We start from the raw sequence: 15,164 nt of genomic DNA, 5'->3' as shown, positions 1-15,164 counted from the left end.
ATGACCCAAGTTCACGAACAGGGCTATTTCACCGAGGAAAACAGCGCGGAGGTCGTCGCCGCCCGCAACGCGAATGCAAGCAACGAACGCCTGCGGGATTGCGTGAACATCCTCGTCAAGCACATCCATGCGGCGGTCAAGGAAATGGAACCAACACAGGACGAATGGTTCGAGGCCATCATGTTCCTGACCAGGACCGGACAGACCTGCAACGACTGGCGGCAGGAATTCATTCTGTTGTCGGACGTGACAGGCGTGTCGATGCTGGTCGATGCAATCAACAACCGCAAACCTTCCGGCGCCTCGGAAAGCACCGTCCTTGGCCCCTTTCATGTGGAAGACGCCCCCGAACTGCCGATGGGGGCCGACATCTGCCTCGACAGCAAGGGCGAGCCGATGCTTGTTCGCGGGCGCATCCTCGATACCAAGGGGAGCCCGATCGACAGTGCCAAGATCGATGTCTGGCAGGCAAATGACGAGGGGTTCTACGATGTGCAGCAAAAGGGCATCCAGCCCGATTTCAACCTGCGCGGCGTATTCCGGACAGGACCGGATGGCACCTATTCATTCCGCGCGGTGAAGCCGAAATTCTATCCGATCCCCGATGACGGACCGGTCGGGCAGCTTCTGACGAGACTTGGCCGGCATCCCTATCGCCCGGCCCATCTGCATTACATCATCGAAGCCGAAGGCTTCGACAGGCTTGTCACCCACATCTTCGATCCTGACGATCCCTACATCCACTCGGACGCGGTCTTCGGGGTAAAGGAAAGCCTGATGGCGAAATTCGATCTGATCGAAGACCCAGAGGCGATCAGGGCTGCGGGGTTCGACCGCCCGTTCTACCTGGTCGAGCACGATTTCGTCCTCGCCTCATCCTGAGGCCGACACCCCTCCGGGTGGGGGTTCAGATGTCGCTGATCCGGCGTGGACCGGATGTAGGCGGACCGCGTGAACCGGGCGGAGACGTCGGTGCGCCCCACCTCGACATCGAGGGACTTTTGTAGAACATGTATCTGACGGGTGCGGGCTGCACCGGAGCGGCCGCTGCCGCATCAAATACCTATGGAGCGACAAAGATGACCGAGGATACGCCGCGCGCCGAACAGCCGCGCCCCCATTTCCACCGCGAGCACTGGCACAGCCTGAACGGCGCGTGGGAGTTTGCAATCGATCCGGTGGGCGAGATCCGGGACCGGCGCGATGGCACGGGGCTCGACCGGACGATCACCGTTCCCTTTGCCCCCGAAAGCGTCTTGTCCGGTATCGGTGAGACCGGGTTCATGGAAAGCGTCTGGTATGCGCGCGACATCGTCCGCCCCGACGGCTGGGACGGTCAGCGGATCCTTCTGCATTTCGGGGCCGTCGACTGGCAGGCCCGCATCTTTGCCGACGGTCGGGAAATCGGGCTCCACCGGGGTGGCTCCACCGGGTTCACCGTCGATCTGACGGATGCGCTGGCCTCCGGGTCCTGCCGTCTGGTGGTGCATGCCGAAGACCACCTGCAAAGCGGCACCCAGCCCGCCGGCAAACAGAGCCGCCGCCCCCATTCATGGGGCTGCTACTACACCCGCACCACGGGCATCTGGCAATCGGTCTGGCTTGAAGCGGCGGGCGATACCTACCTTTCAGCCGTGGATATGGTGACGGATGCTGCGGGCCATGTCACGCTGACGCCCCGCCCCGCGCATTGGCGCCCGGGACTGACGTTTCATGTCTCGGCCAGCCTTGACGGCCAGCAGGTCGCAGACGCCGAGCGCCCGCTCCTGCCCGGCGCACCGCTTCAGCTGACGATCCCCGAGCCGCGCGCCTGGGCGCCGGGCAGCCCGACGCTCTATGATCTGACCTACGAGCTGCGCGACGGGACGCAGGTCATCGACCGGGTCCAAGCCTATTGCGGATTGCGCGATGTGGCCATCGCGGGCGACCGGATCCTGCTGAACGGGGCCGAGATCTATCATCGGTTCGTGCTGGACCAGGGCTTCTATCCTGACGGCATCTGGACCGCCCCCGATGACGCCGCCCTGCGCCGCGATATCGAGCTGTCGATGGCGATGGGCTTCAACGGCGCGCGCCTTCATCAAAAGGTGTTCGAGCCGCGTTTTCATTACTGGGCCGACAGGCTGGGCTATCTCACATGGGGTGAAAGCCCGTCCTGGGGCGCCGAGCCCGAGGACGACGAGGCCAATGGCAACATGCTCGAGGAATGGCCGGCCATCGTCGCGCAATGCCGTAACCATCCCTCGATCATCGCCTGGTCGCCGCATAACGAAAGCGGATGGGGCAAGGGCCGGAACGAGCCCATCGAGGAGCCGCATCTGCGGCTGATAGAACGGCTGGCAGCGATTACCCGTGCTCTGGATCCGACGCGGCCCGTGAACGATGCGTCGGGCTGGGTGCATCGCGACACCGACATCTGGACCGTGCATTCCTACCAGCAGGACCCGGAAAAACTGTCGGCCCAGCTGTCGCCCTATCCCGACGTCTACCGCGATGCGCCGCAAAGCGAGCCGGACTATGCGGGCCAGCCCTACATCCTGGATGAATTCGGGGGCGCGGCCTTCGACGCCTCCGAGGCGCAGGACTATGCAAGCATAGATGCCGAGCGCGAGGCAGGTGCGGCCTGGGGCTATGGCACGGCGCCCGCCTCGATCGAGGAGCTGGAAGCCCGCATTCGCGATCAGGTCGCGGCGGTGAATGCCATCCCGCATATCCGCGGCTGGTGCTATACCCAGCTCACCGATGTCGAGCAGGAACAGAACGGTGTCCTGACCTATGACCGGGTGCCCAAGCTGCCGATCGAGACCTATGCCGAGATTTTCTCGGCAGAGCCGTCTCGCGTCGGAAGCTGATGGCCTGACCCGGGACAGACGATCACCCCGCCCCGGCCCGGGCGGGGTTTTCTGCGGCCATCATCCGAACCGGATTCCGGACCTGTGGGTGGCGCGCGCCATAGGCCGCCCGTCAGGCTCGGGCCTCGCAGCGCAAATATCAAGGATCGGCGTCCCGCCATGTTCCGCGGGCAAAGCTGGACAACCTGCTCCTTCTCGGCGCTGGCCCGCCGTGATCTGATCGTCGGACGATCAGCCGAGCGGCCGACCTCATCAGTCCCGGTTGATGATCGCCTCGGCCTCGATCTCGACCCGGTGATCGCCGATCAGACCCGCGACGCGGATGAGGGTATTGGCGGGCTTGGCCTGCCCGAGCGCGCGGCCATGCGCCCTTGCGATCGCGGGAACATCGGCGTCTTCGGTCACGTAGATCCGGGTTCTGACAATGTCCTCGGCACGCCCGCCAAGCGAGACGACGGCCGAGATGATCCGGTCGAGGATATAGGTCGTCTGGGCGCCCGCATCATCGGGCGCGACCGCGCGATCAACGCCTGCGGTGGCCGTCGTGCCGGAAACGAGAACCCGATCGCCGATCCGCTGCGCCCGGCAATACCCTGCCGCCTCTTCCCAGTAGGACCCGGTGACAACCCTCGTGGCCGACCCAAGGGCCGGCTCGGCTGTCATCGGTTTCGGGATCGCATTCAGATGGTGGGACAGATCCCCCGAGGCGGTCAGGAACGGGGGCTTGCGGTATTCGTCGCCGCAATCACCTGGGATCGGCAGTGTGTCCGCGAACGCCTTGCCCAGCGTGTCCCTGTCGTCGTCGTCCAGTTCAAAGGAAAAGAGGCGCAGATTGTCCTGGGTATGGACGGCCTCACCCAGTCTCGCGCCGATGATGACACCCGCGACCCTGCGCTGTTCCAGAACCCACCGCGTCGCGACGTTGGAAATCGAAACGCCATGCTTGCGGGCAACCGTGTCTGCCGCGCCCAGAACTGACTGGAAGGCGCCCCATCCCCCGGCGGTCTGGATAAAGCGGTGATACTTCATCTTCGACCAGTCCGAGATATCGTTTGGTTCGGCCTTGCCCAGCCACTTTTCGGACAGGAACCCGCCGTTCAGCGTTCCATAGGCCAGAAGCCACGCACCGTGCCGTTCGCAAACCTCGGCCAGCTCGCCCGCCGCCCGCCGGTCGATCAGCGAAAAGCTGACCTGGTTGGTCAGCAGGGGAACACCGTCGGACAGGGCAAGATTGAAATGCGCGGCATCGAAATTCGTCACACCCAGTTCGCCGATCAGACCCTCTTCGCGTAGTCGGGCGAGTTCATGAAGCGCATCGAGCCATTGGGGATGCTCGAACGACCACCAGTGAAACTGCAACAGGTCGACCCGTTCGACCTTGAGGCGTTCCAGTCGCTCCTCGACGCCGCGACGGACGATATCCGCGGTCATCGGCCCGGGTGCGGGGCACCATTTGGTAAAGGTCATCGGCCTCGGTGATCCGCCCCGCGCGATCAGCCGGCCCGCGATGATTTCCGCACTGCCATAGTGATCGGCCATGTCGAAGGTGTCGAACCCATCCGCCCGATAGGCCTCCAGCCAATCGGCACCCTGATCCGGGTCGATCGTCTGGCCGTCCTTCTCGATATCGGCGACCTGCCACAGGCCGGTGAGCGCCCGTGATATCTCAATGCGGTCGGAAATCCTCAGACGCGCGGGGCGTTGGGTCATGCGGCGTGCTCCATCAGGACATCAGGAATGTGAAGGATCGGTTGATATCGGCCCTCAATGCGGCGTGGGCCGCGTCACGGTCACCGGCGCCCAGCGCGTCGAGCAGTTCGAAATGATGGACATGCTCGGGGATCGTCGAGGCCTCGGGCTTCATGACGATCAGGTTCAGATAGGCCCCGTATTGAAGCCAGAGGGCCTCGACTATCGGCAACAGAACCTCCGAGCCGCCGATCCGGTAGAGGGTGAAGTGAAACTCGTGGTTGGTGACGAGATCGGGCATCGCGCCCGGGCTTTCGGGAACCCCGTCGAGAACCTGCCGGAGTGCCTCGACATCGTCAGGCGACATCCGGTCCATCGCCTGATCCAGCGCGAGAGCCTCCATCGCCAGCCGTGCGACCAGCAGATCACTGGCGCGCCGCTGATCGAATTCGGGGACCATCAGCTTGCGCGACGGCGTATCCACCAGCGCACCTTCGGCCACCAGACGGCGCACCGCCTCTCGCACCGGGGTCATCGAGACGCCGAGCTTGGCAGCCAGATCGCGAAGGGTCAGCACATCGCCCGGCGCAAAAGCGCCGCGGGTAAAAGCATCGCGCAGCGCAAAATACGCATTTTCGCGCAGCTTCGTCTGATCAAGCGGGGCGATGTCTGGCGCAGCCATGGGATGCTTGACACCCTTGGGTTAGGTCTGTGATTAAATATCACAGATAGCAAGTCAGCAGACAAGACGAGATGACCACCGAAACCTCATCAGAGACGGATCGCGGGTTCTGGCTCTACGATCTGAGGGTCGAGACCGTTCTCGACGGCCGCACGCCGGTGTGCCGCCACGTCGAAGGCGACAGCTTTCGCGTGGTCGGTGAGAACCTCGTCTTTGACGGCCCGCACAGCGTGTCGATGTATTCCCTTGCCGCTCTTCTCCCGCTTCTGCCCGCGAAACAACGCCCGACCGATGACAACGACTGGATGAGCACCGATGCCGAGGTCGCCTGTCCCGATCCGCATTGCGGCGGGCGGTTCCGGATCATCCGCGAGGGCAAGCACTGGTTTTCGCACGCGGCAACCACGGGGCTGCCCGGGCAGCGCGGAACCCCCTACTGGAAAGAACAGACCGAATGAACGTCGAGACGGCAGAGCTTCGCCCCGGGCATACGATCTCACGGGTGATCAAGGGCGGCTGGCAGCTGGCTGGCGATCATGGCGAAGTCCGGCCCGAACAGGCCATCGCCGACATGGAAGCCTTTCTCGACGCCGGCATCACGACCTTTGACTGCGCCGATATCTATACCGGCGTCGAAGAGATGATCGGCCATTTCATCGCCGATGTCCGCAACCGGCGCGGCTCTGACATCGCGAACAGGGTCGTTGTCCATACCAAGCTGGTCCCCGATCTGGGCCGGCTGTCGGATATCCGCCCCGACGAAGTCGAGGCGATCGTCGACCGGTCGTTGCGCCGCCTTAGGATCGAGCGGATCCCGCTTGTCCAGTTCTTCTGGTGGGACATGGCCACCGGAAATGCCGTCGAAGCGCTCGAGGTGCTCAAGGAATGCCAGAGAAAGGGCAAGATCGCCAATCTCGGCACGACCAATTGGGACACACCGGTGATGGACAAGTTCTGCGATGCAGGGTTCGATGTCGTGTCGGCGCAGGTGCAGTACTCGGTTCTGGATCGCCGGCCCGCCGGCGCGTTCAGCGACTGGACAGCACAGCGAGACGTGCAGATCCTTGCCTATGGCACCCTTGCGGGCGGTTTCCTGACGGACGTCTGGCTGGATCAACCGGACCCGGGCTATGCGTTCGAGAACAGAAGCCTGATCAAATACCGGCTGATCATCGACGAGTTCGGCCCCTGGGATCTGTTTCAGGAGTTGCTGAGGACCCTCAAGGCCGTGGGCGACAAGCACGGCGTTGCGCTGTCGACGGTCGCCACGCGGTGGGTTCTCGATCAGCCTCGGGTGGCCGCGGCCATCGTGGGCGCGCGCTATGCCCGACACCTGCCCAAGACGCTCGAAGTTTTCGGGCTGACCCTCGATGCCGAAGACAACGCACGGATCGGCGGGGTTCTGGCGCAGTCGAACGGACCTTCGGGGCCGGTCTACGGGCTGGAAGGCGACCGCAATGGCCGCCACGGACGCATCATGAAGTACAATCTGAACACGAACCCCGGCGACAAGGTGCACGGGGCATGACCGATAGCGCCCTGTCCTTGCGGGGTCTGACGAAGGACTTCGGTCCGTTCCGTGCCGTGGACGACGTGACTCTCGATATCCGGCGGGGCAGCATCACCGGCCTGATCGGGCCGAACGGCGCGGGCAAGACGACACTTTTCAACATGGTGGCCGGCAGCCTGAAACCCAGCAGCGGGACGGTGTCGCTTGGCGATGTGGACATCACCGGACGCCCGCCCGAGACGCTGTTTTCCCTCGGGCTTGCGCGAACGTTCCAGATCCCGCGGCCGTTTCGGCGGATGAGCGTGGTCGAAAACCTGATGCTGGCCCCGCCTGCGCAGATCGGCGAGACCGTTCCCGGCGCCCTGTTCCGCCGCCGCAATGTGGCCCGGCAGGAACATGCACTGCGCGACAAGGCGCAAGGTATCCTCGATTTCGTGACGCTGTCTCACCTCGCGGATCAGCCCGCGGGCATGATTTCCGGTGGGCAGATGAAGTTGCTGGAACTTGGGCGCGCCCTGATGGGCGACCCGTCGGTCATCCTGCTGGACGAGCCGGCGGCGGGGGTGAACCCGACCCTGACGAATATCCTGATCGAGCGGATCCGCGAGCTGAACGAGGGCGGGGTGACATTCGTCGTCATCGAACATGACATGGATTTCGTGATGCGCCATTGCGATCCCGTGATCGCCATGGCGGCCGGGCGCGTGATGTTTCAGGGCACCTCAGAGGAAGCCCGCACCAATCCCGAACTTCTCGATGCCTATCTGGGCACGGCGGCATGACCGCGCTTGTCGTTACAAAGCTCGAGGCGGGCTATGTCCGCGATCTGCCGATCCTGCACGGGGTCAGCCTGCGGGCCGAGACCGCGAAGCTGACGGTCATCATCGGCCCCAACGGTGCCGGAAAATCGACCCTGATCAAGGCCATCGCGGGGTTGATCCCAGTCGGGTCGGGCCGCGTCATGCTGGGGGAGCAGGATATTACCGGCATCCGGCCGGACCAGATGGGCACTTACGGGCTGGCCTATGTTCCCCAGACCGACAACATATTCCGCAACCTGTCGATCCGAGAGAACCTCGGCCTCGTGCTGCGCCGCTCCTCCGGAGCCGCTGCACGGATGGAGGAATTGTTCGACCTCTTCCCCGATCTCGGTGCAAAACGCACCGAGCGGGCGGCGGCCCTGTCGGGTGGACAGCGCCAGATGCTGGCTGTCGCGATGGCGCTGGCCAACAAGCCCCGCGTCATCCTGCTCGATGAGCCGTCGGCGGGTCTCTCCCCGAAGATCGCGGCAGAGGTTCTTGATCTTGTCCGCGGCCTGACCGCACAGGGCGTGACCGTTCTTCTGGTCGAGCAGAACGTGAAACAGGCGCTTCGGGTTGCCGATCACTGTTATATCCTCGCGGAGGGGCGAAACCAGATCGACGGCCCCGCCGCCCAGATTGCGGCCGACCCGGTGGTGGGCGAAATCTATCTTGGCGGACGGCGCCTGGAGCCGTCATGATCCAGTCGATCCTCGATGGCATCCTCACTGGAGCGATCATCTCGCTTGGCGCGATCGGTCTGACACTGATCATGCATATCCTGCGGTTCGCCAATTTCGCCTATGCCGAGCTTCTGGCGATCGGGGCTTATGTGGCCCTCGTTTTCGATCAGCTGTTTCCCGTTCTCGTTCCGGCGCTGGACACTGCGTTTGCGCCTCTGACGCTGACCGGCGCATTGGCCTTGTCGATGGTGATCGCCATGGTCCTGACGGGCCTGTCCGCGGTCGTTATCGACGCGCTGGTGTTCAAGCGGATCCGACAAAAGGCGGGCCCGCTGTCCATGGTCTTCGCAAGCTTCGGCGTCGCGCTTGTGATCCGCAACGTGATCGTCCTGATCTTCGGGCATCACGCACAGCTTTATTCGCAGGATATCGCGCGGGCGACCGTGATCAGCTTTGATCCGCTGATCCTCATCAAGCCGGACCAGGTTTTCGTTCTGGCACTGGCCTTGGCCCTGATGCTGGCGCTGCACCTGATCCTCACGCGCACGACGTTCGGCTTTGCCCTTCGCGCCGTGGCCGAGAACCCGTCTCTGGCGCAGGTGGCGGGCGTGCGGCTCTCGACCATGGTCGCGGCGGTCTGGGTCATCGCTGGTAGCCTGTCTGCCGTTGCAGGCACGCTTTATGCGCTGACAAACCAGCTCAACCCCCTGATCGGGCATGTCTTCTTGCTGCCGGTCTTCGCGGCGACGATCGTTGGTGGCATCGGCAGCGTCTATGGCGCGGTGCTGGGCGGTTTCATCGTGGGCATCGCCTCCGGTCTGGCCCTGATGATCCTGCCGCCGGGCTACGCCCCGGCCATGCCTTTCCTGATCATCCTTGCGGTGCTCTTGTTTCGGCCGCAGGGCCTGTTCGGGGAGGAACAGCAATGATCGGCCTTGTCTCCTATCTGACCTTTTTTCTGACGATGGCCGGCATCATGGCGATCATCACCCTCGGGCTGAATCTGCACTGGGGCTATACCGGGTTGTTCAACGGCGGTGTCGTGGCCTTCTTCGGGGCCGGCGCCTACGGCACGATGATCCTTGGCGGGCCGTCGCAACCCGATCAGTTCGGCGGGTTCGAGCTTCCGTATCTGGTGGCGCTTGGGGGTGGCGTCGTGATCGCCGGGGCGCTCGCGTGGGTGGTGGGATTGCTGACGCTGCGTCTCAGGCATGACTACCTCGCCATTTCGACATTCGGCATCGCCGTCGCGCTGGAGGCCGTGGCCCGCAATGCACAATGGCTGACCGGCGGAGCGCGCGGACTGCGCGGCTTTCCCCGGCCGTTCGAAGATCAGATCGACAACAATTTCCTCTTCGGCGTCGTCTTCCTGCTGATCGTCCTGACGGTCCTCGGGCTGATCTGGCTGAGCATCGAACGGCTGGTGAATTCCCCCTTCGGACGCGCCCTGCGCGCAATCCGCGAAGACGAAGTCGCAGCCCGCGCGCTTGGCAAGAATCCGGTGCGCCTGCGGCTTTGGTCGCTGGTCATCGGGGCAGCGATCATGGGCGCGGGCGGGGGGCTTTACGTCTCCTACACCGCCTTCGTCAGCCCGCAGGATCTGCTGCCGATCCTGACGTTCCAGATCTGGGCCATGCTGATCGTGGGCGGGGCGGGCAACAACCGGGGGGCCGTCCTCGGTGCCGTGCTGATCTGGGGTGTCTGGACGCTCAGCGGCTTTGCCCTGACGCGCCTTGCCCCGGCCTCGATGCAGATCGACGCGGGCTCGATTCAGTATATTCTGATCGGAACGCTGATCGTTTGCATGCTTATCTGGCGACCGGAGGGGCTGTTGCCCGAAAAGATCAAGAAGAGCCAACCAATGACGGCCCGAAAGGCCGCATCCAATTCAACAAGGGAGTGACAAGACAATGAACCGCAAGATGCTTTACCTCGCCGGCGCCTCGATGATGGCGTTGGGTCTGCAGGCCGGCACGGCCGCCGCGCAGGACTGCAGCGTGAATGTCGGCACGATCTATCCGACCTCGGTCGACTGGGGCCGTCCGATCGCCGAGACCGCCCTCTGGGTCGGAGAGATGATCAACGAGGCCGGCGGCGTCGACGGCTGCGAGGTCAACATGATCCTTCGCGACGATCAGAACGATGCGCGCGTGGGCGTTGATGCGGCCCGCGCGCTGGTCGACATCGATCAGGTGGAACTGCTGCTCGGCACCGTATCCTCGGGCATCTCGATCCCGATCCTGACGTCGGTGACGGCACCGGCGGGCGTTATGCAGATGTCGTGCTGTTCCTCCTCGTCACGGCTGACGGAAATCGCCGAATCCGGCGAAGCGCGCGGCCTGTGGTTCCGGACCTTCGCAACCGCCGATGTTCAGGCCGCTGTGGCCGCAATGCTGGCGCGCGATGCGGGGATTCAGAACATCACCGTTGTCTACAAGAACGACGACTGGGGGCAGGATATCGGCCGGCTCGCGGCCGAGGCGTTCGAAGCCGTGGGCATCGAGGTCCTCGACCAGATCGCAATCACCGATGCCCAGCCAAGCTACCGGGCCGAGGCCACGCAGGCCCTGCGTGGTCAGCCCGAGTCGCTCTATCTGGCGCTCTATCCGGTGGAGGGCATTTCCTTCGTGCGCGAATGGATCGGCCTTGGCGGCACCACGACGATGATCGGGGCGAACTCGCTCAAGTCCGACGATTTCCGGACGACGGTCGGGCTGGAAAACCTCGCCGAGTTCACGGGCACCGACACATCGAGCCCCCGGGTGCAAAGCGCGGCGGACTTTATCGAGGCCTATACGGCGAATTTCGACGCGGCACCCAGCGGCCCGGGCCTTGCCAACAGCTTTGATGCCGCGGCGATCGCGCTTCTGGCCTATCACGCCGCCGGACGCGACGCCTCGGGCGAAGAGATCGCAGCCCAGGTTTCCCGGGTCACCGATCCGGCGGGCGAGCCCATTCCGGCCACGGTCGAAGGCTTCGCCAGCGCGATGGAAATCCTCTCCGGCGGCGGGTCGGTCTCCTACCAGGGTGCGACCGGCGCTGTGACCTTCGATGCCAACGGCAACGTGTCTGCGCCGGCAGTCTCGTGGGGCTTTGACGATTCGGGTGTCGTCGAGCAGAGCTATATCTCGCTCGAAGAGGTCGCAGCCTTCATGGCCTCGACCAACTGATAAGAACGCCCCCGGCCGGATCACCTGGCCGGGGGACGCCCCGAACCGTGACGCCTGATCCCATAACAGTGACCCTTATCGGACGCGGGCGCATCGGGTCCGACGTCGCCGAGGGATTGCGCCACCTGCCCCGCTATCGGGTTGTGGCCGTGATCGGGCGGGAGGCGACGGACCTCCCCCCAAGCCAGTTGACGATAGATACGGCCGGCCCCGCCGCGCTTCGGGCCTTTGGCCCCAGCGCCATCAGGCAGGGGGATCTCTGGACAGTCGGTGCCGCGGCCCTAATTGACGACAGCCTCCGGCGCATGATCGAAACCCGCGCGCGGGACACTGGTCACGAGATGCGTCTCTTCACCGGTTGGATCGCCGGCCCGATGCTGTGTCCGCCCGATGCGAAGGCCCGCCTGTTCATCCGGCAATCGGCGCCCGGCCTTGCCGAGAGGCCGGGCGTGATTTTCGACGGCCCGCTTTCTGATGCCGCCGCGCGCTTTCCAGATCATCTGAACACCGCGACGGCCACCGCGATTTGCGGACCTGGCATCGCGGCCACCCGGGTGACATTAACCTGCACCCCGAAGGGATCGGCGCACAGGATCTACGCAAGGTTCGAAATGCCGGGTCAGACCATCCGGACCGAAGTCCGCTTCGACAGGCCAGGCCCTCATCCCGTGGCCTCGGCGATCCTCGCGGCCCTTGCGCGATACGACACGCCGATGCGGCTGGGCCCCTGACGGCCCCCTATCCCGCCAAAGACCTTGCCCGGCCTGATCCGGAGTCCACGAACCGACGATCCGTGCGACCGGAAGTCAGTCGTGAAGGAGATCAGGCTACCACCCCCGGCGCGCCTCGTCCGCCCGCATCCGGGCCCCCATGACATCATGAACCGGCAAGGCCGCCGCACCCAGCTGCGGCATGCGGTCCTGTTCGGCACGCAGGATCGGCGGGGCCGCAAAATGGAAATCTTCGCCGAGGGGCGCTTCGCCCGACAGCTCGTCCACGATCTCGTCGAGGAGATCGGGATGAAGCGTCCCGCCAAAGATGATGGCCTCCGGCGCATAGGTTCGGGCGATCACCAGACACAGCCAGCGCAATTGATCGATCGCCCGCGCGGTCCATTCGCGCATCACGGGCAATTGCAGATGCGACGCGTCGATATCGCTGAGCCGGGTCACGGCCACGCCCGCCGCCTCGAGCATACCCAGCAGATCCTGCCCCGATGGCCGGGGCCGGGATTTCGGGAACAGGCCGCCCCATTCCGCGGCCTGGTTGTTGCGACCCAGATAGGGCTTCTGGTCCACCACGGCGGCGCCCCCGATCCCGTAGGACAGCCAGACATGGCAGAAATTGCCCAGATCGCGGGCCCGCCCGTGATAGAGTTCTGCCAGACATGCGGCCTTGGCGTCGTTCATATGACTGACCGGCATGCCGAAAAACGGCGACAGGTCGCGCTGGACGTCAATCTCCGGCCAGCCATCGAATTGCCGGATCCGCATGACGCGGCCCGGATCTTCGCTGTATTGCCCGGGATAGCTGACGCCACAGCCCGCCAACCGCGCCCTGTCGAGCCCGGATTGCGCAACCAGCCGGTCGATGCTTGCCGCGGCCTCCGTCATCAATGTCTCGAAGGATCGATCCTCGGCGCGCACCTCCTCACTGACAATGACACCGCCCGACGAATCGGCAAGACAGGTCAGGATCCGATCCGGATCGAGATAGACCCCCGCCGTGCACAGGCCCATCGGCGCCAGTTCCAGCAACCGCGCCGGATAGCCCTTTTGCCCGGTGCGGATCGGTTCGTCCCGTTCGGCAATGAGGCCCCGTGCGATCAGGTCCCCGGTCAGCCGGGTAACCGTCGATGGCGTAAGCTGCAGATCGCGCGCCAGATCTGCGCGCGAGGCAACGCCCCTGCCGCGCAGCGCCGACAGGATCCGGCGGGCGTTAAAGCTTGGGGCGATGGATGTCTTCATATACGCAGGTTCACTTTTCACGTCTGTGCCAGCATCTCCGAGATTGCAGATCAATCAAGGATGTTGACAGCCGTTTTGTTTTGGAATGCAATTTAATCGCTGCTTCAGACAGCTTCAGAGTGCCGGAACGCAATGGATCCGGTGCCAGCACATGGGAGGCCACATGAAAACCTTTATCAGAACCATCGCCGCATCCTCCGTCCTTGCCATCTCCGCCTCCATGGCGGCGGCCGAGGGCAATGTCACGGTCTACACCGCCGTTCCTCAGAACTTCATCGACGCGCTCGTCCCGATGTTCGAAGAGGACACCGGCATCTCGGTCGAGATCATCAAGGCCGGATCGGGCGAGCTCTTGAACCGGATGACCGCCGAAGCCGACAGCCCGATGGCCGACGTGCTCTGGAGCGTCGATGGCACGGTGATCGACTTCAACCCCACATTGTTCGAAGCCTATGAGGCCGCCGGATCGGACATGCTGGCCGATGGCATGAAGCAAAGCGACATGTGGACGCCCTTCACCGCGGTCGTGATGGCGCTGATCGTCAACGAGGGTCAACTGGACGGCAAGCCTGTGCCCGACAGCTGGGCCGCGCTGGCCGATCCGATGTACGACGACATGATCTCGTCGGCGCGGGCCGAAGCCTCGGGCTCGGCCTATATCCAGCTTGCGACGGTCCTGCAGGCCTTCGAGAGCGAAGAGGCCGGCTGGGAAATCTATGAAGGCCTTCTGTCGAACTTCGTCCTGTCCGACAGTTCGGGCGCCGTTCCGCGCTTCGTCAATGACGGTGAGCTGGCCATCGGTGTCACGCTCGAAGACGCGGCACTGCGCTATGTCGAAGGTGGCGGGCCGGTGCAGATCGTCTATCCCGCCGAAGGCACGGCGATTGCGCCCGATGCAATGGCGCTGGTGGCGGGTGCGCCCAACGCCGACAATGCCAAGGCCTTCCTAGACTTCATGCTATCGGCCGATGCACAGGCTGTCGTCGCCGAGCAGGGCCGCCGTCCGGTCCGCTCCGACGTCGCGTCGAACCCTGCGCTGCTCCCGCTGAACGAGGTGAATTCGGTGGGCTATGACGCGCAATGGGCCGCGGACAACCGCGCACGGCTGGTCGATGCGTGGAAGGACATGGTCCTCGACGTTCAGTAACACCTAGGCCTCGGGGCGGTGGGCCGCAGGGTCCCCGCCCCGAGGATTTATCTCGCCCCAGTGGAGCCACATGCATGGCCAAGGTTGATATTGCCGGCGTCCGAAAGCTTTACGGCGATGTGGTCGCCTTGTCGGACATCTCGGTCACCATACCTTCGGGCGCGTTCTACACGCTGCTCGGCCCGTCCGGTTGCGGAAAGACCACGCTTCTGAGAACCATCGCCGGGTTCCACGAACAGAATTCTGGGTCGATCAAGGTCGATGGCACCTCGATCGAGGGCCTGCCCGCCTATCGTCGCGACGTCGGCATGGTCTTTCAGGATTACGCCGTGTTCCCGCACCTTTCGGTGCGCGACAACGTGGCCTTCGGGCTGAAACAGCGTCGACTTCCCAAGGCGGAAATCGCCAAGCGAATGGACGAAGTGCTGGAGGTCGTGCAGCTGAGCGAGTTCGCCGACCGGATGCCGCATGAACTGTCCGGCGGTCAGCAGCAGCGGGTCGGATTGGCGCGGGCGATCGTGATCAAGCCCAAGGTCCTTCTGATGGACGAACCCCTGTCCAACCTCGATGCCAAACTGCGGGTCGACCTGCGCGCCGAGCTTCGCCGCATCCAGCGCGACCTTGGCATCACAACGATCTATGTCACCCACGATCAGGAAGAGGC

General features: G+C 64.1%; 15 protein-coding genes. 12 read left to right on the top strand and 3 right to left on the bottom strand.

The features are described 5' to 3' along the window. A complete protein-coding gene (locus EP376_RS12695) occupies window positions 1–882 on the top strand; it encodes an intradiol ring-cleavage dioxygenase (protein ID WP_127655981.1) in 882 nt (293 codons plus the stop codon). Between the two features lie 197 nt (window positions 883–1,079). Next, complete coding sequence (locus EP376_RS12690; RefSeq protein WP_164744929.1) at window positions 1,080–2,852, top strand: glycoside hydrolase family 2 protein; 1,773 nt, start codon at window positions 1,080–1,082, stop codon at window positions 2,850–2,852. 252 nt (window positions 2,853–3,104) lie between these two features. Here EP376_RS12690 and EP376_RS12685 read toward each other — a convergent pair whose 3' ends face one another. Together EP376_RS12685 and EP376_RS12680 are read right to left on the bottom strand one after the other, a co-directional pair. Next, window positions 3,105–4,562, bottom strand: coding sequence for an aldo/keto reductase (locus EP376_RS12685; protein WP_127655979.1), 1,458 nt, complete (start codon window positions 4,560–4,562; stop codon window positions 3,105–3,107). A gap of 13 nt (window positions 4,563–4,575) precedes the next feature. Then, complete coding sequence (locus EP376_RS12680; RefSeq protein WP_127655978.1) at window positions 4,576–5,223, bottom strand: GntR family transcriptional regulator; 648 nt, start codon at window positions 5,221–5,223, stop codon at window positions 4,576–4,578. A gap of 71 nt (window positions 5,224–5,294) precedes the next feature. Between EP376_RS12680 and EP376_RS12675 the strand changes: the two genes are divergently transcribed. From EP376_RS12675 to EP376_RS12640, 8 genes are all read left to right on the top strand, one after another. Then, entirely contained in the window at window positions 5,295–5,681 is a 387-nt protein-coding gene (locus tag EP376_RS12675) for a TIGR04076 family protein (protein WP_127655977.1), read from the top strand. Continuing rightward, window positions 5,678–6,751 (top strand): aldo/keto reductase, encoded by a 1,074-nt coding sequence (locus tag EP376_RS12670; RefSeq protein WP_127655976.1) that lies wholly within the window; start codon window positions 5,678–5,680, stop codon window positions 6,749–6,751. The genes EP376_RS12675 and EP376_RS12670 overlap by 4 nt, the downstream gene beginning before the upstream one ends. Next, window positions 6,748–7,515 carry an ABC transporter ATP-binding protein gene (locus tag EP376_RS12665; protein WP_127655975.1) on the top strand — a complete coding sequence of 256 codons (768 nt, stop codon included), beginning with the start codon at window positions 6,748–6,750 and terminating at the stop codon, window positions 7,513–7,515. The genes EP376_RS12670 and EP376_RS12665 overlap by 4 nt, the downstream gene beginning before the upstream one ends. Further along, window positions 7,512–8,234 carry an ABC transporter ATP-binding protein gene (locus EP376_RS12660; protein ID WP_127655974.1) on the top strand — a complete coding sequence of 241 codons (723 nt, stop codon included), beginning with the start codon at window positions 7,512–7,514 and terminating at the stop codon, window positions 8,232–8,234. The genes EP376_RS12665 and EP376_RS12660 overlap by 4 nt, the downstream gene beginning before the upstream one ends. After that, entirely contained in the window at window positions 8,231–9,145 is a 915-nt protein-coding gene (locus tag EP376_RS12655) for a branched-chain amino acid ABC transporter permease (RefSeq protein WP_127655973.1), read from the top strand. Before EP376_RS12660 ends, EP376_RS12655 begins: the two co-directional genes overlap by 4 nt. Beyond that, complete coding sequence (locus EP376_RS12650; RefSeq protein WP_127655972.1) at window positions 9,142–10,119, top strand: branched-chain amino acid ABC transporter permease; 978 nt, start codon at window positions 9,142–9,144, stop codon at window positions 10,117–10,119. Before EP376_RS12655 ends, EP376_RS12650 begins: the two co-directional genes overlap by 4 nt. A gap of 7 nt (window positions 10,120–10,126) precedes the next feature. Next, window positions 10,127–11,386 carry an ABC transporter substrate-binding protein gene (locus EP376_RS12645; RefSeq protein WP_127655971.1) on the top strand — a complete coding sequence of 420 codons (1,260 nt, stop codon included), beginning with the start codon at window positions 10,127–10,129 and terminating at the stop codon, window positions 11,384–11,386. 68 nt (window positions 11,387–11,454) lie between these two features. Then, window positions 11,455–12,117, top strand: a complete 663-nt coding sequence (locus tag EP376_RS12640; RefSeq protein WP_127655970.1) for an aspartate dehydrogenase domain-containing protein — start codon at window positions 11,455–11,457, stop codon at window positions 12,115–12,117. Between the two features lie 96 nt (window positions 12,118–12,213). Here the strand turns inward: EP376_RS12640 and EP376_RS12635 are convergent, their stop codons facing one another. Next, window positions 12,214–13,353, bottom strand: a complete 1,140-nt coding sequence (locus EP376_RS12635) for an ROK family transcriptional regulator (protein WP_127655969.1) — start codon at window positions 13,351–13,353, stop codon at window positions 12,214–12,216. Between the two features lie 163 nt (window positions 13,354–13,516). Here EP376_RS12635 and EP376_RS12630 point away from each other — a divergent pair, with 163 nt between their 5' ends. Continuing rightward, window positions 13,517–14,500, top strand: a complete 984-nt coding sequence (locus EP376_RS12630; protein ID WP_127655968.1) for an extracellular solute-binding protein — start codon at window positions 13,517–13,519, stop codon at window positions 14,498–14,500. Window positions 14,501–14,574: 74 nt separating this feature from the next. Next, the coding region (locus EP376_RS12625; RefSeq protein WP_164744928.1) for an ABC transporter ATP-binding protein at window positions 14,575–15,164 on the top strand (590 nt) is incomplete at its 3' end.

This window comes from Alexandriicola marinus, assembly GCF_004000435.1.
In the GTDB taxonomy this organism is placed as follows: domain Bacteria; phylum Pseudomonadota; class Alphaproteobacteria; order Rhodobacterales; family Rhodobacteraceae; genus Alexandriicola; species Alexandriicola marinus.
The sequence above is the reverse complement of the archived record's forward strand: the minus strand, read 5'-3'. Positions and strand labels throughout refer to the sequence as shown.